Origin of the sequence: Vibrio sp. 10N.261.55.A7, assembly GCF_002877365.1 — a bacterium.
Lineage (GTDB): Bacteria > Pseudomonadota > Gammaproteobacteria > Enterobacterales > Vibrionaceae > Vibrio.
The window spans coordinates 1-23,426 of the sequence record NZ_MCWZ01000124.1; the positions used below are offsets into that span (position 1 = coordinate 1).

The 23,426-nt window shown below is 43.5% G+C and carries 18 protein-coding genes; 8 read left to right on the top strand and 10 right to left on the bottom strand.

The genetic code is table 11. The annotated features are described in order from the left end of the window. Positions 1–323 precede the first annotated feature (323 nt). The 6 genes from ycfP to BCU12_RS08555 all read right to left on the bottom strand — a co-directional run bounded on the left by ycfP (position 324) and on the right by BCU12_RS08555 (position 4,817). Positions 324–863: an alpha/beta hydrolase YcfP gene (gene ycfP / locus BCU12_RS08530; RefSeq protein ID WP_102403912.1), complete on the bottom strand. Its 540-nt coding sequence runs from the start codon at positions 861–863 to the stop codon at positions 324–326. 102 nt (positions 864–965) lie between these two features. Continuing rightward, entirely contained in the window at positions 966–1,832 is an 867-nt protein-coding gene (locus BCU12_RS08535; protein WP_102403913.1) for a phosphotransferase, read from the bottom strand. A gap of 22 nt (positions 1,833–1,854) precedes the next feature. Next, positions 1,855–2,445 (bottom strand): penicillin-binding protein activator LpoB, encoded by a 591-nt coding sequence (lpoB, locus tag BCU12_RS08540; protein ID WP_102403914.1) that lies wholly within the window; start codon positions 2,443–2,445, stop codon positions 1,855–1,857. Between the two features lie 115 nt (positions 2,446–2,560). Beyond that, positions 2,561–2,950 (bottom strand): YcfL family protein, encoded by a 390-nt coding sequence (locus BCU12_RS08545; RefSeq protein ID WP_102403915.1) that lies wholly within the window; start codon positions 2,948–2,950, stop codon positions 2,561–2,563. After that, positions 2,950–4,275 carry a hypothetical protein gene (locus BCU12_RS08550; protein ID WP_241909782.1) on the bottom strand — a complete coding sequence of 442 codons (1,326 nt, stop codon included), beginning with the start codon at positions 4,273–4,275 and terminating at the stop codon, positions 2,950–2,952. Before BCU12_RS08550 ends, BCU12_RS08545 begins: the two co-directional genes overlap by 1 nt. Positions 4,276–4,466: 191 nt before the next feature. Next, the gene (locus tag BCU12_RS08555; RefSeq protein WP_102403917.1) at positions 4,467–4,817 is read right to left on the bottom strand and encodes an HIT domain-containing protein; all 351 of its coding nucleotides are present in this window, start codon (positions 4,815–4,817) and stop codon (positions 4,467–4,469) included. A 266-nt stretch (positions 4,818–5,083) separates the two neighbouring features. Here BCU12_RS08555 and BCU12_RS08560 point away from each other — a divergent pair, with 266 nt between their 5' ends. Beyond that, entirely contained in the window at positions 5,084–7,075 is a 1,992-nt protein-coding gene (locus BCU12_RS08560) for a methyl-accepting chemotaxis protein (protein ID WP_102403918.1), read from the top strand. Between the two features lie 179 nt (positions 7,076–7,254). Then, on the top strand, positions 7,255–8,415 hold the full coding sequence (locus BCU12_RS08565; protein WP_102403919.1) for a DUF1887 family protein: 1,161 nt from the start codon (positions 7,255–7,257) through the stop codon (positions 8,413–8,415). Positions 8,416–8,508: 93 nt separating this feature from the next. Here BCU12_RS08565 and fadR read toward each other — a convergent pair whose 3' ends face one another. Continuing rightward, the gene (gene fadR, locus BCU12_RS08570; RefSeq protein ID WP_102403920.1) at positions 8,509–9,348 is read right to left on the bottom strand and encodes a fatty acid metabolism transcriptional regulator FadR; all 840 of its coding nucleotides are present in this window, start codon (positions 9,346–9,348) and stop codon (positions 8,509–8,511) included. A gap of 619 nt (positions 9,349–9,967) precedes the next feature. Between fadR and nhaB the strand changes: the two genes are divergently transcribed. Together nhaB and dsbB are read left to right on the top strand one after the other, a co-directional pair. Then, positions 9,968–11,560 carry a Na(+)/H(+) antiporter NhaB gene (gene nhaB, locus BCU12_RS08575; protein WP_102403921.1) on the top strand — a complete coding sequence of 531 codons (1,593 nt, stop codon included), beginning with the start codon at positions 9,968–9,970 and terminating at the stop codon, positions 11,558–11,560. 82 nt (positions 11,561–11,642) lie between these two features. Next, positions 11,643–12,170, top strand: coding sequence for a disulfide bond formation protein DsbB (gene dsbB / locus BCU12_RS08580; protein ID WP_102403922.1), 528 nt, complete (start codon positions 11,643–11,645; stop codon positions 12,168–12,170). Positions 12,171–12,282: 112 nt separating this feature from the next. Here dsbB and BCU12_RS08585 read toward each other — a convergent pair whose 3' ends face one another. Next, entirely contained in the window at positions 12,283–15,195 is a 2,913-nt protein-coding gene (locus BCU12_RS08585) for a DNA translocase FtsK 4TM domain-containing protein (protein WP_102403923.1), read from the bottom strand. 189 nt (positions 15,196–15,384) lie between these two features. Beyond that, positions 15,385–15,879 carry a leucine-responsive transcriptional regulator Lrp gene (lrp, locus tag BCU12_RS08590; protein ID WP_102403924.1) on the bottom strand — a complete coding sequence of 165 codons (495 nt, stop codon included), beginning with the start codon at positions 15,877–15,879 and terminating at the stop codon, positions 15,385–15,387. A gap of 156 nt (positions 15,880–16,035) precedes the next feature. Between lrp and ald the strand changes: the two genes are divergently transcribed. Beyond that, on the top strand, positions 16,036–17,160 hold the full coding sequence (gene ald, locus BCU12_RS08595) for an alanine dehydrogenase (RefSeq protein ID WP_102403925.1): 1,125 nt from the start codon (positions 16,036–16,038) through the stop codon (positions 17,158–17,160). A 270-nt stretch (positions 17,161–17,430) separates the two neighbouring features. Here the strand turns inward: ald and yfbV are convergent, their stop codons facing one another. Then, positions 17,431–17,883: a terminus macrodomain insulation protein YfbV gene (gene yfbV, locus BCU12_RS08600; protein ID WP_102403926.1), complete on the bottom strand. Its 453-nt coding sequence runs from the start codon at positions 17,881–17,883 to the stop codon at positions 17,431–17,433. 356 nt (positions 17,884–18,239) lie between these two features. Here yfbV and BCU12_RS08605 point away from each other — a divergent pair, with 356 nt between their 5' ends. From BCU12_RS08605 to BCU12_RS08615, 3 genes are all read left to right on the top strand, one after another. Continuing rightward, positions 18,240–19,436, top strand: a complete 1,197-nt coding sequence (locus BCU12_RS08605) for an acetate kinase (protein WP_102403927.1) — start codon at positions 18,240–18,242, stop codon at positions 19,434–19,436. Between the two features lie 187 nt (positions 19,437–19,623). Continuing rightward, positions 19,624–21,762, top strand: coding sequence for a phosphate acetyltransferase (pta, locus tag BCU12_RS08610; protein WP_102403928.1), 2,139 nt, complete (start codon positions 19,624–19,626; stop codon positions 21,760–21,762). Positions 21,763–22,037: 275 nt separating this feature from the next. Further along, a partial coding sequence (locus BCU12_RS08615; protein WP_133153836.1) for a pitrilysin family protein occupies positions 22,038–23,426 on the top strand: 1,389 nt, incomplete at its 3' end.

Sequence of the window (23,426 nt, forward strand, 5' to 3'; positions counted from 1 at the left end):
ACCACCTACGACAATAATTTTAGTCATAACGAATAATCCTTACTTATCAAAAATACTTTGCTCACCTTGAAAAATTCAAGATAAAAGAATCTGCTTACGTGGGCCTTTGTTTGAAATCTCTAGGCACTTATTTTGAAAAACACGTGTGTCCAGCAACAACTTATCAACTTTAATTGATATTTATCAAATAATTTTTATAAAGGTTATTATATAGAGGATGTGAGTGTTGGCAACAAGGAATGAGAGTTAATTATTTTAATGCATAAAAAAATGCCATGGAGACCATGACATTTTTAAGCTGAGGATACCCAACAGGCTGTATCTTATGAATCTCTAAACGCTTTCATTGCTTGTAAGTGCTGCGAGATCTTTTCGAATTTATGGGTTTGTACGTCATCCCAAATCACCTCATAAAACGGAGTCAGTTCATTCGCCGTCTTCGAGTTATCATGGATTTCATCGTTCGTAGACAAAATGACGAGGCAACGTGCCTTGTTTTTTTCACGAAACTTTTCAACGCACTTAGTGGCAATGTCTTCGTACTCTTCAGGCCTATCAATTCGTCCGGCCATGTTAATCTGTGGGCGTAAATTGGGATTAAACATGACTTGCTTAACTCCACATAAGAATCCAATACGCTCTGCCCAAAAACCACCTAGGCCAACACCACAAATGATGATGTTTTTATCTGCTGATTGCTCCATCACTTTATGCACTTCTTTAAGAAGATGCTGCATATCATGCTTAGGATGAAGTGTGCTGTAATTAATGAAACGAACGTCTTCATCAATAAACTGCAACTGTAAGATTTTTTCGTGGTTTCCTGGGCTTGTCGAGTCAAACCCATGTAAGTAAATAATCATAGTAACGCTCACCGTTTTTTTTCAATCTAACACGAACCATATGATTTTAAAGGCATCAACAGACATTTGACGCGTTCAATCAGTGAAATAGTGATCTTACTATCACTGTGGGTATTGCTTAATCAGGCTTTTAACCAAAGCCTGAGCATCCTTAAGAAACTTTTCGTCGCCCCACAATTGGTTTGCAAGTAAATACCAAAGCATGGACATCATTTGAATTCTAGGTAACCAGGCCATCACACCTTCAACCCAGTCATCGACACCCTGTATCTCTCTCAACTGACAGTAACGATAGACCGACTCTAACGGCTTTTCCTGAGCGACCTGTATGCTCAATGTCAGGTCAAGGCGCGGATCAGCAAGAGACGCGTACTCCCAGTCGATGACGCGATTTATCGACTCAGTTCTAACCATGTTGTAACCGGCCAAATCGAAATGGCAAAGCGTCACCCCAACATCTGACAAGCTAGGCGCACTTCGCCAGCGTTGGTACAACTGAGTCACCTCCTCTGTTTTATGCCTCTCGTTGAGTTGTAACCAATAGTGGTCAACCCTAGCAGTAAAACTAAATGGTGCGACAGGGACACGAGAGGTATCAAGCTGATGAATCGTCACTAAGGTTTTAAGCAATGAATCAAAGCTTAAACCCGTCGTTAATGACTCTCCTTCGATCCACTCCACCAATAGGCCATGTTCATTGAAAAATATGGGCTTGGGTCCAATGTGGGTCGACTCAATAGAAGAAAGAAGTTGGTACTCTTGAATTCGAGAAATCGCAAAAGCAGTCGTGATGGAAGTGGTCGGTCGCCAAACAAAGCAATCGTTGTTGGGCAGCACAACCTTCCAACAACGATTGGTTAGCCCCCCAGTCAGCGTTTGAGCATAGCTAGGGGAGCTATTGAAGAAGTGATCAAGTGACTGCAATGAAGTATCTAAAAGACAAGCTTCTTGCCAAGACATCCTAGCCATACATCACCTCCCCAAATGAGTGTTACATGCCTAAGAAGCTCTTAGATTCTTGTTTACGAATTTCAGTCTCATCAGCCCACTCAATCAGACCTGTTTCAAGGTCCATTAAGCGCATCGTCATTTTGTAGTATACGTCTTTGTCGCTACCGGCATTTTTTACAATGCTTGATAGGTTTCCATACAACATGTACTGAGCACCCACCATTTTACCAAATTGAATAGCAGTGCTTTGGTTCACGAGTTCATCGTTATTCTGGAAGTTAAGCTGCTCTCGCACTGACTCTACGCGATCCATATCAACAAAGCGGAATTTACCAGAGTTAAGCATTTTAGTGCTCACAGAATCGGTGATTGATTCCGTATCAATGTGCTCTGTCGTTTTGTTCTTAATGCGTTCAACAAAAACAATAGGACGAGAATTTTGTGTAATTGCAGCCACCGAGCCAGACATCATCATGCTATCAATCATTTCGCCAGCGATTGTTTGAAGGTCCGTTGAACCAAAATCAATCGTTGTCGTTTCAACAGCTTGAGAATCTCCGTAGCTTACTTTATTTGAACAACCACCTAAGATAACGGCTAAACCAAGTAGCGCTATGACACTTTTTTTCATACTGATTCCTTTTTTCTCTTTCTAGAGAAAGCTAATACTTGAGAGCAAACAGATGCAAATTAGGTCGCTCTCATTTTGTGACTAAAACTAAACAAATAAACGCATTCACTCAAATTTATTGAGAGAGTTCGCGTATCTGAATTCTAAATTGGGTGCCATTGGGGTTAATAGACACCTCAGATAATGCGATGGATTCATAGCCTCTTACGATAGCCTTACGCCAAGGGGTTAACTTTGTGTTCACCTCTAAGCCTTCATCGTCATACCAGTAAAAACGATATTGAATATGCTGATCACCTGTGTACTGGCTTGTCACTCGTACAACGCCACGCGCTCGGCCGTCGACTTCCGTTGTTGCGATATCATCGATTGAAAGACGAGAACCCAATACGTTGTCACCAAATATGACATTTTGAGTTGCGCCGTCGACTCTAAGCCCAGCAGTATTCTCCGCACAGCCCGTTACCACCAGAGCTGTAAACAAAATAAAAATCCAATGCTTCATTATAATCTCCCTAATTGCTTGTGCCATATTGTAGCCATTCCACCCTGCCTTGATACCCATACAAGTGCGGTTCGACCTGCCTCAACATTAAATTCATATTGTTGACCATCAACATCAAGCTTTTGTTTACCAGCAGTCACAAATTCACTACTGGTATAAACCTCTCCTGGCAACGTCTGCCAACTGCGCGTGTCAGGTTGTTCCGTCAACGTATTCCATACATTGAACAGTAAATTCGCCACATCGTCTTCTTTCGCCGCTTCTTTTCTTAACTGATCTTTTGCGTACACTCTCAATGCTTGACGGATCACCATTGCTGGCATTCTCTCAGACAAGTCACGCTGCGCCATCAAGTTAACATCGGCTATCTGACTCTCTTGTAGCTTATCTCCATTTAGGCTCATCGCACCAAAGCGCTCTGAAACGCCATTGGTGTAGTAAGGCAACGCCAAAGAATACAGCGCACCATTACCACGACTGTCATAAATAGGTAAAGTTAGCTTCCAGCTTTGTAGCGCCTCAACCACTCCTTGTTCCTGCAATACAATCACACGAGCTTGTTCTTCGCTTAGAGTCTTTTGCGAGCCATAAGTTTCTTCTAACTGCTTGAGATCTTCATTCATACCCAAGCGCTTTGCGAGTCGAAAAGTCGCGTCTATTACTTCAGCGTTATCGGGCATCACCGCGAGCGCTCTTCTGTAATCTACATAAGCACTATTTAATTCGCGTGACGCCTCGTAAAGTAACCCAGAAAGGTACAATAAGTAGCCGTTTTGAACCGCCTGTAGCGTTTTTCCAGCATCGGGATAATTTGAAAGCACACTACCTAAGTTGGGCGAAACGCCTTGAACTTGCAAAGAGTTCTGTGCGGAATCCAATTCAGATTGGCGATCTTGCTTCGCTTTTTCTTGTACTTGATTGGCACGACGCATCTCAATAGTGGCACCTTCAAGATCATTCTCTTGTAGATAGTTTAGCCCCAAATACAAATGTAAAAAGCCTAACTCGTAATCGGCTGGGTAGTAGTTGTTTAAGTTGTCATTGACAGCAAGAGACGCAAAACTCGCGGCAGAGTCCGTCACAGAGATGGTTGCTCGATCTTGTTGTGTCCTGACTGCACGATCGCTATTACTGAAACTTTCATGACTCATCGAATAGTTTTCAGCGAGAAACTGGACTCTTCCTTTCTCCAAATTATCAAGCACATCGCCCGCTATGGCCTCAGGTAAGTTATTCTCAGCTTTCTCATACTGACCAGTCTTCACCGCCTGGTAGACACCATTGTTTTGTGCGCTATAGTGGCTAAATAAATTTCCTGCAGACATATTCGCACAAGCCGTCAATAGCACGATTGACGCTGAGACGAGAGTTGGTTTGATCACTCGTATCACTATTTACTCCAAAGCCTGTGATTAATACTTTTCAATTGTTCTACTCAATACTGAAACTTGGAACCGACTATCAGACCTCTCAAGTTATTCAAAGTTCGATATCACCCAACGATCGTTAAGGAAGATTAGTTGATTAGGATTGGACCCAGCGCCTTTCCGCCAACCAAATGCATATGGATATGATACACCTCTTGGCCACCATATGAGTTGCAGTTCATAATTAAACGATAGCCATCTTTATCAATTCCTTCTTCTTTTGCAATTTTTTTGGCCACAGTAAATAGTCGTCCCATCACAAGCTCATCTTCAGCTTCAATGTCATTGACTGTTGGAATCAATTTGTTAGGAATGATCAATACATGAATAGGCGCTCTAGGATTGATATCACGAAATGCAGTAACAAGGTCATCCTGGTAAACAATGTCAGATGGGATTTCTTTGTCGATTATCTTTCTAAAAATGGTTTCTTCAGCCATGTAGCACTCCGGCAATTGATACGTTGTTGATTATTATTACAAAGCGAGGGATTTCGATATCAGTATGCGCCAACATGGGTTAAAGCTCAATTAAAACGAAAGTTCGCAAAAATGAAATTGACTTAACAAATATGAAAAAGAATTTGACCCCAAATTAATTTTTGTATTGTTCGTCAAGAAACGCGTGCCATATCCTCAATAGAATAAATGATAATTTTGTTATTTTTAGGCCTTTGGCCATTTGTTTTATTTTTTGGGAGAAAAGCATGAAAGGATCAGTAATCAGACGGATGTATGCGGGGTTTACCCTCATCATCATTATGTTTGCCGTCATAACCGTGTTAATGCTGAACGGCATGAGCCAGATACACACAAACTTCGAATCAGTTTCCAAGGTATCCTTGCCTTTAGTATCAACGTCAAATCAGACCGCTGTCCAACTGCTTTCAGCTGATAAATCGTTTAAAGATTTCCTGACTACTCAAAACACCGATCGTATGGCGACAATGCGTGACGAATTCGCACAAGCCAAAGAACAATTTTCAGCGACTTTTGCAGAATTGAAGAATGCAAGTGGGAACGAGGCTGCTCTCGCTGAGAACATTGCTTTGCTGCAAGAGATGGAAGAACGTTACTTCACTGAAGCAGCGGAAGCGATGGATAACTACGAAGCGATGTTTGCCGCGCAAGAGCAAGTGCAGAAATCTACGCGTCAGTTCCAACGCCTGCATTCAGAACTCAGTGCTGGTATGAAGGAGTATGTCGATGATCAAAGTAGCATTTCAGTAAAAGTCATGGCGAAAAGTTATTTTATCAAGCTGAAAGATGCTGAAGTCATTACCTCAGACGCTCTCGCCAGCTCAGATGTTGAACTCGTTAATAAAGCCGTGGCAAAAAACAAAAAAGCAGTCACTCACCTTAATTACGCGTACCGTGGCCTTGCATCGCAAATGCCCGAGCTTAAAAAAGCCTTCCAAGAGTCGGTTGATAACTTTAGCCGAGATATCGGACAGAAAGGTGGCGTACTCGATCAACACAACAGCTACCTCCTTGCCAAAGCCGCTCTATATGAAAACATTGGTAACTTAGCCACTGAAGTTGACCACGCAATGGGAATACTTGATTCATTTAACGAAGTGGCGTCCAACAAGTTGAACGACTCGTTAGCAGAAGCCGGCACAGTCTATGATCAAGGTTTTATTAGAGCAGTTATTATCTGCGCCATTGTGGTCATTTTCGCTACCGCGATTGGTTACCATATTGCTCAAAGCGTGCGTGAGCCTTTAACACGCATTCTAAAAACACTTGAGAGCCTAACCGAAGGCGACATGACACAACGTATTGATATTCGATACAACAATGAATTTAGCCGAGTCAGTGGCCATATAAACTCACTGGCTGACAACCTTCACAATATATTGGTGGAGCTCAACGATGCATCCGATAACCTCACCAGTACAGCTAACACCAACCAAGCGACGTCGACTCAAGCACAAGGTCAATTAAACTCTCAACGCGAGCAAACCTCTAACGTTGCAACAGCAATGACCGAAATGGCTCATTCAGTAGAAGAAGTGGCTCAAAGCGCGCAAAGTTCACAGAAAATGGTTCAACAAGTTGAATCAGCTTCGGAGTCTGGTCGTCAGATCATGAGCACCAACATTTCTACGATTAACCAGCTTGAAACCCGACTGAATCAATCAGTCGAAGCGGTAGGTGAGTTGCAAAAGATGAGCAGCCAAATCGGATCTATTTTGGATGTGATTCGAAACATTGCAGAACAAACCAATTTGCTCGCCCTAAACGCGGCTATTGAGGCGGCTCGAGCGGGTGAACAAGGGCGGGGCTTTGCGGTCGTGGCTGATGAAGTTCGTGTACTTGCTCAGCGTACAACTGAATCTACCAGTGAAATAGAGAATATGATTGGAAACCTGCAAAGTAGCTCATCATCTGCAGGTAAGGTCATCGAAAGTTGTAAGAATGATATGGAATTGTCCGTTGAACAAGCATCAAATGCCAACAGCGCGATGGAAGAGATCCAAGCCCTCATTTTAGAAATCAGCCACATGAGTACACATATTTCTCAAGCGGCGGGTGAGCAGAATGAAACAACGTCTGAGATCGCTAAGAATATCGAAGAGATCAACCTGATCGCGGACACGAGTTATCAAGCCATGTCTGAAATAGCAGAAACGAGCGCAAGCCTTACTCACCTAGCCAGTAAACAGGGTGAACTTGTACACCGATTCAAGCTATAACAATGGCGCCATGTTGGTTACTAACATGACATGGCAGCAACAATAATAGAGGCAACAAGGGCGACTTTATTTTTTAAGCCGCCCTTGTTTTTTTATGGCTTCATCGTCATATCATATTGATATGGTTTGCAGTACTTTGATTTCCCCCTTTAACTGCCAGCCAAACATGAGGATAAACTATGGCAGTTCACGTAGGGATAATTGACCAAGACCCAATTCGTCTTGTTACCCCACTGCTCGATCACCGAAGTATTAGTTCACATATCGTTTTTATCGGCGATCAATCACAAGAGCCAGCATATCTTCGCTTGAATTCAGTATTAGAAAAACGCGATATCACCTCAGAGTTTTTTCAAATTCCATCAGTAGTCAATACCACTCTTATTAGGCAGGCAATCAAAGTGCTGGCTGAAGATTTAAAGGCTCGAGGTGAAGAGATTAAGCTGAATGCCAGTTGTGGATTAAGACACCGCTTACTATCCGTTTACGAAGTCTTCCGCTCATACCAATGGCCGATTTTCGTTGTTGAGCCAAATAGCGACAAGCTATGCTGGTTATATCCAGAAACACGTGAAGACACCCAAGTTGAAGATCACATCACTATATCCGATTATCTAACAATTTTTGGGGCGCGTGGCGAGTTCAATGAGCTTGAGTTACCACCAAAACTAGACCAAACCTTGTATCAATTAGGTGAACGCTGGGCAAGTAATGCACTAGAGCTTGGCCCAGGCCTTGCCACGCTAAACTATCTAGCAACCACATGCCGAAAAGAACAAAAGCTAGATGTCGAGCTGAGTGAAAAGCAACAAGGTTATAAAGAGCTAAACATGCTACTGACCGATCTTGTTGATGCTCAGATTGCGACTTACAGCAACGGGGTACTGACTTTCATTAGTGAGGATGCTCGACGCTTTTCCAATGGTGAGTGGCTAGAAACACTAGTACACAGCACGGTTAAACAAATTCAAGACGATATGCCAACCATTCAAGATAGATCATTGAATGTGCAAGTATATCGTCAGCTAGGTGAACGTGAAGTTCGAAATGAACTCGACGTTGCCTCTGTCGTCAATAATAAACTGCACATTATCGAATGTAAGACCAAAGGCATGCGTGATGATGGTGATGACACTCTATACAAATTGGAGTCACTGAGAGACTTGCTAGGAGGTCTTCAGGCACGCGCTATGCTTGTCAGTTTTCGTCCCCTGCGTCATAACGACATTACTCGGGCAGAAGACTTGGGATTAGCATTAATAGGCCCAGAAGAGCTAAAGAACCTAAAGGATCACCTCCGAGTTTGGTTTGAAGACGCTGGCGGCAACGAAGAGCTATAAATGAAGAGCTTTAAATAGCCATCATCAATTGAAAAAATAAAAGCCCTATCAATAGTATAGGGCTTTTTCATCGAGACTTGGGTAAGGCTTTATTTAGCTATCGTCTTCAGTAAAATTGGTTGGCAGTGTCTTCTTCATTTCATTCCAAATTTGAGCACTTTCCATTCCATACTGTCGAATCATTAAAGGCAGTTTTTCACGGTCGCCCGACTCACAAATAGCCAATAGCTGTCGATAAAACTCCATAGCAAGCGTTCGAGCTTCAGTATTTGAGAAGTAGTAACTGCCCACGCGATCGTATAACTTTTTCACACCGTTAAAAATCAACCCGTAAATTTTGTTTCCAGAGTGGAACGCCAATCGTTGAAACAACATATAGTCATAGAAGTTGAATGTTCTTGCCAATAAGATCTCTTGGCGTTTCTCTTCGTCTTTCTCACCATCATCTTTTACGTGTTGGCGTATTTTCTCAGCGTAAGGGGACGTAGACATGAACTCATCCCAATCATCCGCTTTTAGTAAAGCTTCACAAGACTCGATAACAGAAATGATCGTTTTCTCAGAATTCTCTTTATTACTTCTGAAAGCGTAACGCATAAATATCGGGCTGATGTTTGTACGTGCCGCCAATAAGTCCTCTACAATCAAGGTCGCATTGTCTGCATCCAACGTCATGAGGGTATCAAGAATATGTAAACCTGACGTTTCCATAAACTGGTTTACTTTCGTTGGTTTACCATGCTGGATCGTCAACCAACCATCTCGAGCGAGGCGCTGCAAAACCTCTCGTAGAGTCGTACGAGTAACGCCAATGAGTTCAGAAAGCTCACGTTCAGCTGGTAATATAGAACCCGGAGGGAAACGTCCATTCCATATACTTTCGATAATATATTTTTCTGCAAATCCTGCTGGGCTTTTAGCCTTAATGACCATTAAGTACTTTCTCGTATTAAGATATTGTGTCTGATAAAACTCATCATACCACTAGTTCAATCGGTTCGGAAACCAAGAGATAGAAAGTGAGGCAACCACGGCGAATAGAGCAATAACTCTACATGTTATTGATTGGTAAACAAAATGGTTTCAAGGTAATCAAGCAACTACACGGTATTTTCTGACGGTATTCCTTTGCAACGTCTTGTTTTATATAGCTCTGAAAAAAATAAACCTCATCAATACTTAGCCATTTAATTCAAAGAGTGCATCAATAACTACCTCTTAATATGTACATCCATACAAATTGCATTACAATTAACATTTACATAACAAAACCACCCAAATCCAACTACGTAGATCGCGTTTTTCACCAAATGTATCCAAATGTTACTTTCATCGAGAGTTTCTTATTGACTATACGGTTTGTGAGAGTAGAGTTGCGGTCGTAGTTAATAGTGCTTGTCGTTCTCAGGGAGTGACTTGGCAAGGCCACAAATTTGTTACGATCTTGTTGTTTTTCTAAGTCGCTGTTGGACCAAGAGTTTTTATCTTTGGTTAATATGAATGTCAGCCTGCTGCCAAATCTATTTATAAACAACATTAAAGAGTATTTTCCATGCCGATGTCACTCGGAAAAGCCATTATCAAGAACTTCCTTGGTAAAGCGCCTGATTGGTACAAAGTTGCCATCATTTCATTTCTAGTTATAAATCCAATTGTATTTTTCCTCGTTAATCCATTTGTTGCCGGTTGGCTATTAGTCGTTGAGTTTATATTCACGCTTGCTATGGCATTGAAGTGTTATCCACTTCAACCTGGTGGGTTACTGGCTATTCAAGCAATAGCCATTGGAATGACAAGCCCAGAGCAAGTCAAACATGAGCTTGTTGCCAATATTGAAGTTTTATTACTATTGATCTTTATGGTTGCTGGTATCTATTTCATGAAAAACCTTCTGCTTTTCATGTTTACTAAGATACTTCTCGGTATTCGTTCAAAAGCAATGCTTTCCGTGGCTTTCTGTTTTGCGGCCGCTTTCCTATCCGCTTTCCTTGATGCGCTAACCGTTATTGCGGTTATTATTAGTGTCGCTGTCGGTTTCTACTCTATCTACCATAAAGTGGCATCTGGAAAAGGTTCTACCACTGCCCATGACCACACTAAAGATGATGGTCTTTCAGAGCTGACTAGAGACGATTTAGAAAACTACCGTGCTTTTTTACGTTCACTACTCATGCATGCAGGTGTTGGTACGGCACTTGGTGGTGTAATGACAATGGTTGGCGAACCTCAAAACCTCATCATTGCTGACCAAGCAGGATGGCTATTTGGCGAGTTTATTATCCGCATGGCGCCCGTTACCTTCCCAGTTTTCGTGTGCGGCTTACTAACTTGTGTTCTCGTCGAAAAACTAAAGGTATTTGGCTACGGCGCAAAACTACCAGAGAATGTACGCAAAATACTTGTCGACTTTGATGAAGACGAACGTAAGAACCGTACTAAACAAGATATCGCGAAACTTTGGGTTCAAGGCGCTATTGCAGTTTGGTTAATCGTAGGATTGGCTCTGCACCTGGCTGCAGTCGGTTTAATTGGTTTGTCGGTGATAATCCTAGCAACGGCATTCAATGGCATCATTGAAGAGCATTCATTAGGGAAAGCGTTTGAAGAAGCACTTCCTTTTACAGCCTTGTTGACGGTCTTCTTCTCGATTGTTGCGGTGATCATTGATCAAGAGCTATTTAAGCCTGTTATCGATGCCGTTTTACATGTTGAAGACAAAAACACACAGCTGGCACTCTTTTATGTCGCCAATGGCCTACTTTCAATGGTTTCTGATAACGTCTTCGTTGGCACTGTCTACATCAATGAAGTGAAAGACGCGCTCATCAACGGTGCAATTACTCGCGATCAGTTTGACCTGCTAGCCGTTGCAATCAATACGGGAACTAACCTGCCTTCTGTTGCGACACCAAATGGACAAGCAGCATTTCTATTTTTGCTGACATCTGCAATTGCTCCTCTGATTCGCTTGTCATATGGCCAAATGGTGGTTATGGCATTGCCATACACCATCGTATTAGCGATTGTAGGCTTGATTGGAATCATCTTCTTTGTTGAGCCAATGACAGCCTATTTCTATGACATGGGATGGATTGTCCACAATACAGCAACCGCAACCGGATCGGCTGTTTCAAGCGGACACTAAAAAAACCTGTTGATTGTGAAACTAATCCACGTTAAAAAGCTCTGAGTTATCAGAGCTTTTTTATTTTTACAAGGAACCAGTAGTGAAGTTTCTAAATACGATTAAAACGTTTTCTCAAAATCGAATATCATGGCTGTTGCTGCTTATATTCATTATCTTCTTTGAAGCATGCGCCCTCTTTTTCCAGCACGTTATGATGCTACCGCCTTGTGTGATGTGTATTTATGAACGTATCGCAATGCTGGGAATTGGTGGTGCAGCATTTATAGGCTTACTAAACCCAAAAAGTGCAATCATTCGCTGGCTTGGACTTGCTGCATGGGGAGCAAGTAGCTACAAAGGCTTGGCATTATCGATGCAGCATGTCGATTACCAATTTAACCCCTCTCCGTTTGCAACCTGTGATTTATTCGTTACCTTCCCTAGTTGGGCTCCGCTGAATCAGTGGGTTCCATGGATGTTTGAAGCCTACGGTGAATGCAGCAAAATAGTTTGGCAATTTCTTGGCCTTTCAATGCCACAATGGCTTGTCGTTGTTTTTGCAGCGAACTTGATTGCACTGGCGGTGATCGTCATTTCTCAGTTTGCGAAAGGCGATACCCAAGCTTAATCATTCACTGATCCTAGTAGATATAAAAAGCCCGGCTAACTCTCAGAGCTAATCGGGCTTTTTTAATTGTAAACGCTCAACAATCTATCGTCTTAAGGTTTGCGCGCTGATTCTAATTCATGTCTCTTGTTGGTGCTGGCGCTAACACTTCTCTGTTACCATTGTGTCCAGGGGCACTAACAATACCTTGAGCTTCTAGCTGCTCAACAATTCGAGCCGCTCGGTTATAGCCAATCTTAAATTTACGTTGCACACCCGACACAGAACCACGACGGGACTCAACCACATGCTCAACCACTTGATCAAACAATGGGTCGGTATCCTCATCCGCTTCCATTTTTTCACCCGGTAACAAAGTCTCAGGAGATTGATCACCGTTAGTAATCTCTTCAATGTACTTAGGCTTACCACGGGCTTTCCAGTTGTTTACCACCGCGTGCACATCATCATCAGACGCGAATGCGCCGTGTACTCGGATCGTATGGCTAGAACCTGATGGAAGGTACAACATGTCACCCATACCCAACAATGACTCTGCCCCACCCTGGTCGAGTATGGTTCTCGAATCAGTTTTAGTCGAAACCGTAAATGCTACTCGTGTTGGTATATTGGCCTTAATAAGGCCTGTGATCACATCTACAGATGGACGTTGAGTTGCCAAAATCAAGTGGATACCAGCAGCACGAGCCTTCTGAGCAAGACGAGCGATAAGCTCCTCTACTTTCTTGCCCACGACCATCATAAGGTCAGCAAACTCGTCAATGATGACAACGATGTACGGTAGCTTTTCAAGCAATGGCGGCTCAGGATCCATACTGTCCCCTTCCCGCCACAAAGGATCATGTATAGGGTGCCCCGCTTCCGCAGCCATCTTCAGTTTGTCATTGAACCCTTTAACATTACGAACACCAAGAGCCGACATCAGTTTATAGCGTCGTTCCATCTCTCCTACGCACCAGCGTAGCGAGTTAGATGCGTCTTTCATGTCGGTAACAACTTCGGTCAAAAGGTGTGGAATACCTTCATAAATAGATAGCTCGAGCATCTTCGGATCGATCATGATAAACCGAACTTCTTCTGGTGTTGCTTTATATAGCATACTCAGAATCATGACATTGACGCCTACCGATTTACCCGAACCAGTGGTACCCGCAACCAGCACATGAGGCATTTTAGATAAGTCAGCAATCACCGCGTCACCTGCGATATCCTGCCCTAAGACGACTGTCGTTGGCGACTTCGCTTCGACAAATGTAGGGCTCGATACCACATCAGAAAAATAGACCGTTTGGCGGCTGATGTTTGGTAGCTCTAAGCCCACATATGGCTTGCCCGGAATGACCTCTACAACACGCACAGCAATCGCTGAAAGTGAACGAGCCAAATCCATAGACAAACTGGATATACGGCTAACCTTAACACCAGGTGCAAGATCCAGTTCGAATCGAGTGATAACGGGTCCTGGGAATATATCAACGACTTGAGCTTTGATTTTGTAGTCTTCAAGTTTTGCTTCAACCAAGCGAGCTATATTTTCTAAGCCTTCTCGGTCAATAAAGTTTTCACGTTTTTCTGGGTGATACAAAAGCTCTAGCGTTGGCATTGGCTCAGCAGGAACGGGTAGATTCGTTTCTTGTTGAACAAGGAATGGATTCAACTTCCCTGCGGCACTAGCTTGTGCGTCAGCAACAAGTGACTGGAAAGCATCAGCATCACTGTCTTGCTCTTCTTCTAGGCTTTGTTCTTCGTCTAGACCTGTCTCTTCAATGACGGCTGGAACAACTTCGTCACTTGCTTGATAGTTTTGTTGCTCAACGTCTTCATCTACCACATCAAAACTAGAAATGGTGGGTTCTTGGTGACCAGAGTTTGGTTCAACTATTCCCACCGCTTGATCATAATCATTAGCGGAGAACACAGGTTCAAATTCATCATGTCCAATCTCATTAACTTCAGTCGATAATGGCTCTTGAGCCCAAGGCATTGAGGTTGAATCTAAGTGGTCACCATCTTGCGGCGCTAATTCAGGCTTTAGGTGAACCTCATGATTTCCTTCTTGAAGCGGCAAGTCATCATTGTTAAGCGCAGCTTGCTCGAGTTGTTCAATAGTCGCATCCAACGACAGCTCACGGTCATGGGTGTTTATATTGCTTTCATCGAATGTTTCATTCAAAGCCATTGTGCTATTGGAATGAACCACCGTTTTAGCCGGTTGCTCTACCTCATCCGGCATATGAATATTAAAACGTCGCTCCTGTGCCGGTGTGTCAATAACTGGCTCATCAATAGCGGGAACATCTTCATTCGTTGCTAATGAAGGGGCTGACTCCAGTTCCTCTTCAGGCTGTGATACAACAGCAGAAAGCTTTTCCTCCTGCTCGCCACGTAACCGATTTACCAACGAGGTTATCGCACGAATTGAGATCTCACCAATCCATTCCACAATCGCTAGCCAAGAAATACCGGTCAAAAGAGTAAAGCCCGCTCCCCATAAAAACAGAAGCACTAAGGTGGTACCTAAGACATTTAAAGTCGGCAACGCTAGGCTCGTCAAAACATCACCGATAACACCACCTGAGGAGAAATACCAAATATCGTCAAAATTGATATCAGCAAGCGCGCAACTGGTTAAAAGAAGTACGGTTAGACCAAGCAGGCGAGTGCCCCAGATCATTAAATCAATGGTCTCGCCTTGATCTCTGGTGCGTAAAAAGATCCAAGCAATAGTTACAACAATAAATGGAATAGGGTAAGCGAGTGAGCCGAATGTGAAGAATAGTGTGTCTGCGATCCACGCACCGACTATTCCACCAGAATTTTGAATATCCATTCCCCAGGCCGTTTGTGACCAAGAAGGGTCAGCGGGGTTGAAAGTGAAGAGTGCGACAGTGAAAAATATTGAGATGAGCACCGACAGAATGAGTACACACTCTTTCAAACGTTGCGTTCCATTGAGACGAGATGAACGAGAGGCTTCACCCGTTTTCACAATTGTCGAAACTTTCTTTTTGTTCTCGTTGAACATAAACCTACTTAGATGCTGATAATGATGAGCGACGGTAAAAGTTGGATAACTTAAAACAATATGAGCGGCAACAGCCGCTCATAAATATTTAACCATAATGACAAATAAAACCCAATTGCCTAACGTCAGAATATAGAAAAGAGTTACAACAATTCTGACGCCCAATACTCTTTTACGAGTATTTAGGCACTAGCGAGTCTTAATCACCAGTTGATTTGTCTGTTTAACTTCTTCCATGACCACGTAGGTGCGAGTGTCATTAACACCCGGCAAACGTAACAACGTATCGCCTAGCAGTTTTCGGTAAGCACTCATATCTGATACACGAGTCTTCAATAGATAGTCAAAATCACCTGAAACCAAATGACACTCTTGGATGTCATCAAGTTTTTGTACTGCGGTGTTGAATTGTTCAAATACGTCTGGTGTTCCACGATTTAACGTAATTTCAACAAACACGAGTAGTGATGCGTCTAGGTATTGCGGGTTTAACAACGCTGTATAGCCCGTAATATACCCTTGACGTTCTAAGCGACGAACACGCTCAAGACACGGTGTAGGCGAAAGCCCTACGCGTTTTGAAAGTTCAACGTTAGAAATACGACCATCTTTTTGCAACTCATTAAGAATATTGCGATCGATACGGTCTAGATCCTTGGACGGCTTTTTGTAATTGTCTGCCATTTTTTATTCCACCTTATTACTTCCTTGCAAAAAAATATACTACAACTTCTTAATATTCAGTATCAAATTTTGTGATTTAACTTCTATACTAGATATTAATTCGACAGAATTACCCTACGCATAGATAAAACAACCATAAAAACAAGAGGAATTAGGATGATAATTGGCGTACCTAAGGAAATCAAGAACCACGAATATCGAGTGGGCATGATCCCAGCTAGTGCAAGAGAACTTATCTCTCACGGTCACCAAGTATTTATAGAAACCAATGCCGGTTCAGGTATCGGTTTTTCAGACGATGATTACATCGCTGTAGGCGCATCCATTCTTCCTACTGCTGCTGACGTTTTTGCGAAAGCAGAGATGATTGTTAAGGTCAAAGAACCTCAAACTGTCGAGCGAGCTATGCTCAAAGAGGGGCAAATATTATTTACTTATTTACACCTCGCACCAGATTTTCCACAAACTGATGAGCTAATCAAGAGCAAAGCTGTCTGCATAGCCTATGAGACTGTAACAGATTATATGGGTCGCTTGCCACTACTTGCACCTATGTCTGAGGTAGCAGGTCGTATGTCTATCCAGGCGGGTGCTCAAACTTTAGAGAAATCTCACGGTGGACGTGGTCTTCTTCTAGGTGGTGTACCAGGTGTTGAGCCAGCAAAAATTGTTGTTGTTGGCGGCGGCGTTGTAGGCGCTAACGCAGCTCGTATGGCTGTAGGTCTTCGTGCCGATGTGACTATTCTTGATAGAAACCTTGATACTCTTCGCCGCTTAGATGAAGAATTCCAAGGTCGCGCAAAAGTTGTTTATTCTACGGAAGACGCAATTGAGAAGCATGTTCTAGAAGCTGATCTCGTGATTGGTGCAGTTCTTATTCCTGGCGCTGCGGCTCCTAAGTTAGTCACTAAAGAACATATCGCGAAAATGAAGCCAGGCGCTGCGGTAGTTGACGTTGCCATCGATCAAGGCGGTTGTTTCGAAACATCTCATGCGACGACTCATGCTGACCCTACCTACATTGTCGATGATGTCGTTCACTACTGCGTAGCAAACATGCCTGGTGCTGTAGCACGTACCTCTACGTTCGCATTGAATAATGCAACCTTGCCTTACATCGTGAAACTTGCGAACAAAGGCTATCGTGAAGCATTGTTGGATGACAAAGGCTTCCTAGAAGGACTGAACGTTATTCACGGTAAAGTCACCTGTAAAGAAGTCGCAGAAAGCTTTGAGCTTGAGTACGTAGAACCAGAGAAAGCTATCGAAATGTTTAACTAAAAACATTCACTCTTTAATCAAAGGTCTAGTTATAAACTAGACCTTTTTTTTCTAACAATTCTGAGACTTTTCAAGACCATTCCACCCAAATTGTTATTACGCATCGACCTTTAAAAGCAAAAAAGCCCTCATTTGATGAGAGCTTGATTATTCTTACTGTTTGCCCAGCTTGTTTTGAACTACTTGTCTAACAGCTAATCGGACTGAGGGTTTTAGTTAGCCTCTGTGTTTACGTTAGAACCATGGTTTGCTTTAGAGCCTGCATTTACGTTAAAACCAACGTTCCAGTGCACTCCTATCTAACTGCCTAAATGCTCGATTTAATATTTGTGCTAACTCTTTATAACGTGGTCTAGATTTCAAAGGCTCAAGAGCCATGCCAGTTTCAACTATCTTTTGGTGCAGTTCTCGGTACCAACTGGCTAGAGAAGGAGGGAGCTGCTTATTGGCACGATTGCCAAGCCACCACATTCCTTGAAGTGGTAAACTAATAGCGAACAAAGCCACCACAACTGCCTGTGGCATGGCCTGTTGATTCTGAAACGCAACTTGAGTGATTACGCTGATGGCAGCAATAGCAGGCATAACACGAATAGCAAAGCGTGTTGCCTTAATGATTCGCTGCTCAGGGAATAAGACAGCCAACTCTTTTCGCATTGGCCATGTATCCATGTACTTCTGACCGTCTCTTAAGCTGTGAACCAGCCCGACTTTATCATTCATAGAAATCTCTCACTTTTTGAACAGCGCTTACTGATTTTTTTTAATCTTTCAATTTTTCGAGTATAAAATTGACTAAAATTAATATTCTTTCAATTTTTTTTGTTATATTTGTCGAATATCGCTATTCTTTGCACCCTATCATATTCATTGTTGCCGTTATTTATGATTTAGGCAACCATGACAATGAAACCTGCAAGGATTGCGGACACCACGCTCGCGAAAAGTGGTGTCTTATTATACGGAAATTAAATTAACTTTTACCAAGAATAGTGCGTAACCTCCTATAGGTCAGCTATTCTTGAGATTGATTTTCATCTTTTCTGATTTTATCAGACGAATAACAGGTAGCCACACACATGTCTAAGCTGGTTTTAGTTTTAAACTGCGGTAGTTCTTCACTTAAATTCGCTATTGTTGATGCAACAAATGGCGACGAACACTTATCAGGTCTTGCTGAATGTCTTGAGCTTCCAGAAGCACGTATCAAGTGGAAACTTGATGGCAAACATGAAGCACAACTAGGTGAAGGCGCAGCGCACGATGAAGCTCTTTCTTTCATCGTTGAAACTATTCTTGCTTCTAAGCCAGAGCTGGCTGATCAACTTAAAGCTATCGGTCACCGCGTTGTACACGGTGGCGAGCAGTTCACTCAATCAGTTCTTATCGATGATGCTGTCCTTAAAGGTATCGAAGACTGTGCAGCACTAGCACCTCTTCACAACCCTGCTGCAATCGTTGGTATTAAAGCGGCACAAAAAGCATTCCCTGGTCTTCAAAACTCAGCGGTATTCGACACTGCATTCCACCAGACAATGCCTCAAGAAGCATACCTGTACGCTCTACCGTACAACCTATACAAAGAGAATGGCATCCGTCGTTACGGCATGCACGGTACTTCTCACCTATTCATCGCTCGCGAAGTTGCTGAGCGTCTAGGTAAGCCAGCGAACGAAGTTAACGTAATCAACTGTCACTTAGGTAACGGTGCTTCTATCTGTGCGATTAAGAACGGCCAATCTGTTGATACTTCTATGGGCCTAACGCCTCTTGAAGGTCTAGTAATGGGTACGCGCTCTGGTGATATCGACCCTGCAATTATCTTCCACCTGCACGATTCTCTAGGTTACTCAATCGCAGAAATCAACACGATGCTAACCAAAGAGTCTGGCCTAATGGGTCTAACTCAAGTTTCTCCTGACTGTCGTTTCATCGAAGACAATGCAGGTAAAGACGAAGCGGCAACTCGCGCGATGGACGTAATGACTCACCGCCTAGCAAAATACGTTGCCGGTTACACTGCGACTCTAGATGGCCGCGTTGACGCTATCGTATTCACTGGCGGTATCGGTGAGAACGGCGCTCCAATCCGTGAAGCGGTTCTTAAGCGTCTAGGCATCTTCGGTATCGAAGTCGATGGCGAAGCGAACCTTAAAGCACGTTTTGGCGGCGAAGGTACTATCACTACTGCTGACAGCCGCATCCCAGCGATGGTTATTTCAACTAACGAAGAGTTAGTGATTGCAGAAGATACAGCTCGCCTAACAGGCATGTAATATTGTCGGCTAGCTCTGCGCTAGCCGGTTTTCTAATTAAACGTACTGAATCTTCATCGGTTCGCTACGTACATAGGGCTCAACCGCTATTCCAGAAGGATTTTGTTAATAGTCACTTTGCTATTATGCGAGAATTCAGGAATCAGTTGTTGGGCTTTTATTTCAAATAAATATAGGTGTTTTGCATATGTCTCGTACTATTATGCTTATTCCAACTAGTGCTGGTGTTGGTCTAACTAGTGTTAGCATGGGCGTTTTACGCGCTATGGAACAGAAAGGCGTTAATGTTTCTTTCTACAAACCAATCGCACAGCCTCGCTCAGGTAAAGATCAACCCGATTTAACATCAACGATTATTGCAGCAAACAGCGCAATTACTGTTGGTGAGCCAATGCAAATCTCAACCGCTGAACACCTAATCGGTGGTGAGAAGATGGATGTTCTACTAGAGTCTATCGTTGAACAGTACAACAAGATCAACAAAGACTCAGAAGTCACTCTAATCGAAGGCCTAGTTCCTACTCGTAAGCACCCATTTGCGAACCAAGTCAATGCTGAAATTGCAAAAACGTTAGGCGCTGAGATTGTACTCGTTGCCACACCAGGAACAGACAACCCTACGCAGCTTAAAGAGCGTATTGAAGTTGCATGTTCTAACTTTGGTGGTGCTAAAAACAAAAGCATCAAAGGCGTTATCATCAACAAGCTAAATGCTCCTGTTGATGAAGCTGGCCGTACTCGCCCTGACCTATCTGACATCTTCGATGATGCTGATAGCGCACAGAAAGCGAACCTTGAAGTGATGCAAATCTTCAACTCTAGCCCTATCCGTGTTCTTGGTTGCGTGCCTTGGAGCATCGACCTTATTGCAACTCGTGCCGTCGATATGGCGAAGCACTTGAAAGCTGAAATCATTAATGAAGGCGAGATTGAAAACCGCCGCATTAAGAGCATCACTTTCTGTGCACGTTCTCTTCCTCACATGGTTGAGCACTTCAAGCCAGGTTCACTGCTTGTAACGTCAGCTGACCGTCCAGACGTGATCGTTGCTGCGGCACTTGCTGCAAAGAACGGCGTTGAAATCGGTGCGGTTCTACTCACCGGTGGTTACGACTTACCAGAGCAAATCATTGAACTGTGTCAGCCAGCATTTGAAACGGGCCTACCGATCTTCAAAGCGCAAGGTAACACTTGGCAGACTTCACTGAACCTACAAAGCTTCAACCTAGAAGTACCTGCTGACGATAAAGAGCGTATCGAATTCGTAAACGATCACGTTGCTAGCCACATTGATGGCCCATGGATCGACTCTCTATCTGAAGGCGTTCAAGGCATTCGTCGCCTAAGCCCACCAGCATTCCGTTACCAGTTAACTGAATACGCTCGTAAAGCGGGTAAGCGCATCGTTCTTCCTGAAGGTGATGAGCCACGTACGGTTAAAGCAGCGGCTATCTGTGCAGAGCGTGGTATCGCAAGTTGTGTACTTATCGGTAACCCTGATGAAATTCGCCGTGTTGCTGCGGCACAAGGTGTTGAGCTAGGCGCTGGTGTTGAAATCATCGACCCAGAAGCGGTTCGTGAAAACTACGTTGCTCGCCTTGTTGAGCTTCGTGGTAAGAAAGGCATGACAGAAGTAGTTGCCCGTGAAAAACTAGAAGACTCTGTATTCCTAGGCACAATGATGCTTGAGAACAATGAAGTTGATGGTCTTGTATCTGGCGCGGTTCACACCACGGCAAACACTATCGTTCCTCCGTTCCAAATCATCAAAACGGCACCAGATGCGTCTATCGTATCGTCTATCTTCTTCATGCTTCTGCCTGATCAAGTATTGGTATACGGTGACTGTGCAATCAACCCAGACCCAAATGCCGAGCAACTGGCTGAAATCGCAATTCAATCTGCAGATTCTGCAGCTGCATTTGGTATTGACCCACGCGTGGCAATGATCTCTTACTCTACAGGTGAGTCTGGTAAAGGTGCTGACGTCGATAAAGTACGTGAAGCGACGAAGATTGCTCAAGGTAAACGCCCTGATCTCATCATCGACGGTCCTCTACAATACGATGCAGCGATCATGGAGAACGTAGCCGCGTCTAAAGCGCCTAATTCTCCTGTAGCAGGTAAAGCAACAGTATTTGTGTTCCCTGACCTAAACACAGGTAACACAACATACAAAGCGGTACAGCGTTCAGCAGACCTAGTCTCTATCGGTCCAATGCTTCAAGGTATGCGTAAGCCAGTGAACGATCTGTCTCGCGGCGCTCTTGTTGACGATATCGTATACACCATCGCTCTTACTGCGATTCAAGCGACACAAGGTTAATTCCTGACGCAACACTGAACTCTCAGCGTTAACGGGAACTCACCCTGAAAAAGCCCTCGAAGCTCGTGAATACGACTCGAGGGCTTTTCTTATCAGTCTCTTTATTTGACTATTTATTACCGCTCAATTCTGTCTCAAGTTTAAGGTAATCCAACATATCACTATCACTGCGACATGCAGTCAGTCGCAATCGTAGAATAGGTCAAAACACCCACTAAGCGTTTGAAATGGTTTATTTTATAGTGGCATAGAACATCAACGTCAATGAGGTTTCTATGTTAAAAAAATTCACTCGGCTACTCACTGTATTGGCCGTCATCAGTATCACTTTAGGCTGTGCTTCGTCTCCCCCGCCAGTTGCCCTCAAAAGCAATCCAAACTGGTCTAGCGACACGCTCGAAAACGGGTTCACCTACCACCTAAGACAATCCGACAAAGCACCGGTATCAATGCGCCTTATTGTTCATTCAGGCTCACTTCAAGAGACAGAGAATCAACTCGGTTACGCTCATTTCCTTGAGCACATGGCCTTCAATGGTACTAAGCACTTCCAAGGCAATGAGATCGTTGCACTATTCGAACAAGCCGGCGCGAGCTTTGGCGCTGACGTCAACGCGTACACCAGTTACCATGAAACGGTTTATAAACTCGACCTTCCTAGTAATGAGAAAGTGGATGAGGGCCTACTTTGGTTCGCTGACATTAGCCAACACATAGATCTCAATGAAGGGGAAATTGAAAAAGAGAAAGGCGTGGTGATTGGAGAGATACGTCGTAGCCGCCCTGAAAACAAACCCCTTGCGTACAAATACTACGATCATCTGATTAAAGGAACGCAATATCAGACACGCGACCCGATTGGCACAAGAGAAACGATTCAAGACCTATCGGTCTCAGAGCTCAAGTCCTATTACGAGCAGTGGTATCAACCAGCCCGAACTGAATTGGTTATCTATGGTGACTTTGACCGCGCTAACATTGAAGCCATGATTAGAGAGCGCTTTGCGACATGGGCAAACACGCCGTCAACCGAGCAACTAGAGCCACTGCAAGCGGGTCAACGTTACAACTTTACCGATCTGGTTACGACTCTAGAAGACGGTGAAAACCCAAGTTATGGCATGGTTTTCGACAGAGGTGATCGCGCGATAGTGACGCTAGAAGATCAACAAGAAGCTTGGTTAGATGAAATTTCACATACGGTGATTCAGCACCGATTGTCTACTCGATTCATGGACGCAGCGCTTCCAGTCATTGCGCTTTACTCCGTTGACTATACTCTCCCATATCAACGACTTTTCATCACTGAAATGGCCTTCCCAACGGAAAAAAGAGAACAAAACCAAGCGCTATTTCAAAGAAGCATCGGTGAGCTCAGAGATCACGGTATTAGCCAAGATGAGTTCGAGTTAATACAAAGTGAATGGCAAAACCGATTAGATAACTTAGACACGGATTGGAACAACACAGACGCCGTAGGCCATGTTAATGGGAAAACCACCACGCTGACGGTGCGTCAACCTGCTCAAGACAGAGAACAATACCGAGAAAACTTAATCGCTTTGAATGACAGCTTATCAATTAAAAAATTGAATCGTCATTTGGACCGTTTGCTGTCGTCTCCTTACCAGTTGGTTGTCGGGGTAGATAAACAAGAGAATCTG

Coding starts and splice junctions, on each gene's coding strand:
- BCU12_RS08545 (WP_102403915.1), bottom strand. CDS start 2,950: ATGAAGCATTGGATTTTTATTTTGTTTACAGCTCTGGTGGTAACGGGC.
- BCU12_RS08565 (WP_102403919.1), top strand. CDS start 7,255: ATGGCAGTTCACGTAGGGATAATTGACCAAGACCCAATTCGTCTTGTT.
- nhaB (WP_102403921.1), top strand. CDS start 9,968: ATGCCGATGTCACTCGGAAAAGCCATTATCAAGAACTTCCTTGGTAAA.
- ycfP (WP_102403912.1), bottom strand. CDS start 863: ATGATTATTTACTTACATGGGTTTGACTCGACAAGCCCAGGAAACCAC.
- BCU12_RS08605 (WP_102403927.1), top strand. CDS start 18,240: ATGTCTAAGCTGGTTTTAGTTTTAAACTGCGGTAGTTCTTCACTTAAA.
- BCU12_RS08560 (WP_102403918.1), top strand. CDS start 5,084: ATGAAAGGATCAGTAATCAGACGGATGTATGCGGGGTTTACCCTCATC.
- BCU12_RS08555 (WP_102403917.1), bottom strand. CDS start 4,817: ATGGCTGAAGAAACCATTTTTAGAAAGATAATCGACAAAGAAATCCCA.
- BCU12_RS08550 (WP_241909782.1), bottom strand. CDS start 4,275: ATGTCTGCAGGAAATTTATTTAGCCACTATAGCGCACAAAACAATGGT.
- pta (WP_102403928.1), top strand. CDS start 19,624: ATGTCTCGTACTATTATGCTTATTCCAACTAGTGCTGGTGTTGGTCTA.
- yfbV (WP_102403926.1), bottom strand. CDS start 17,883: ATGAATGATAAAGTCGGGCTGGTTCACAGCTTAAGAGACGGTCAGAAG.
- BCU12_RS08585 (WP_102403923.1), bottom strand. CDS start 15,195: ATGTTCAACGAGAACAAAAAGAAAGTTTCGACAATTGTGAAAACGGGT.
- lpoB (WP_102403914.1), bottom strand. CDS start 2,445: ATGAAAAAAAGTGTCATAGCGCTACTTGGTTTAGCCGTTATCTTAGGT.
- ald (WP_102403925.1), top strand. CDS start 16,036: ATGATAATTGGCGTACCTAAGGAAATCAAGAACCACGAATATCGAGTG.
- fadR (WP_102403920.1), bottom strand. CDS start 9,348: ATGGTCATTAAGGCTAAAAGCCCAGCAGGATTTGCAGAAAAATATATT.
- BCU12_RS08535 (WP_102403913.1), bottom strand. CDS start 1,832: ATGGCTAGGATGTCTTGGCAAGAAGCTTGTCTTTTAGATACTTCATTG.
- lrp (WP_102403924.1), bottom strand. CDS start 15,879: ATGGCAGACAATTACAAAAAGCCGTCCAAGGATCTAGACCGTATCGAT.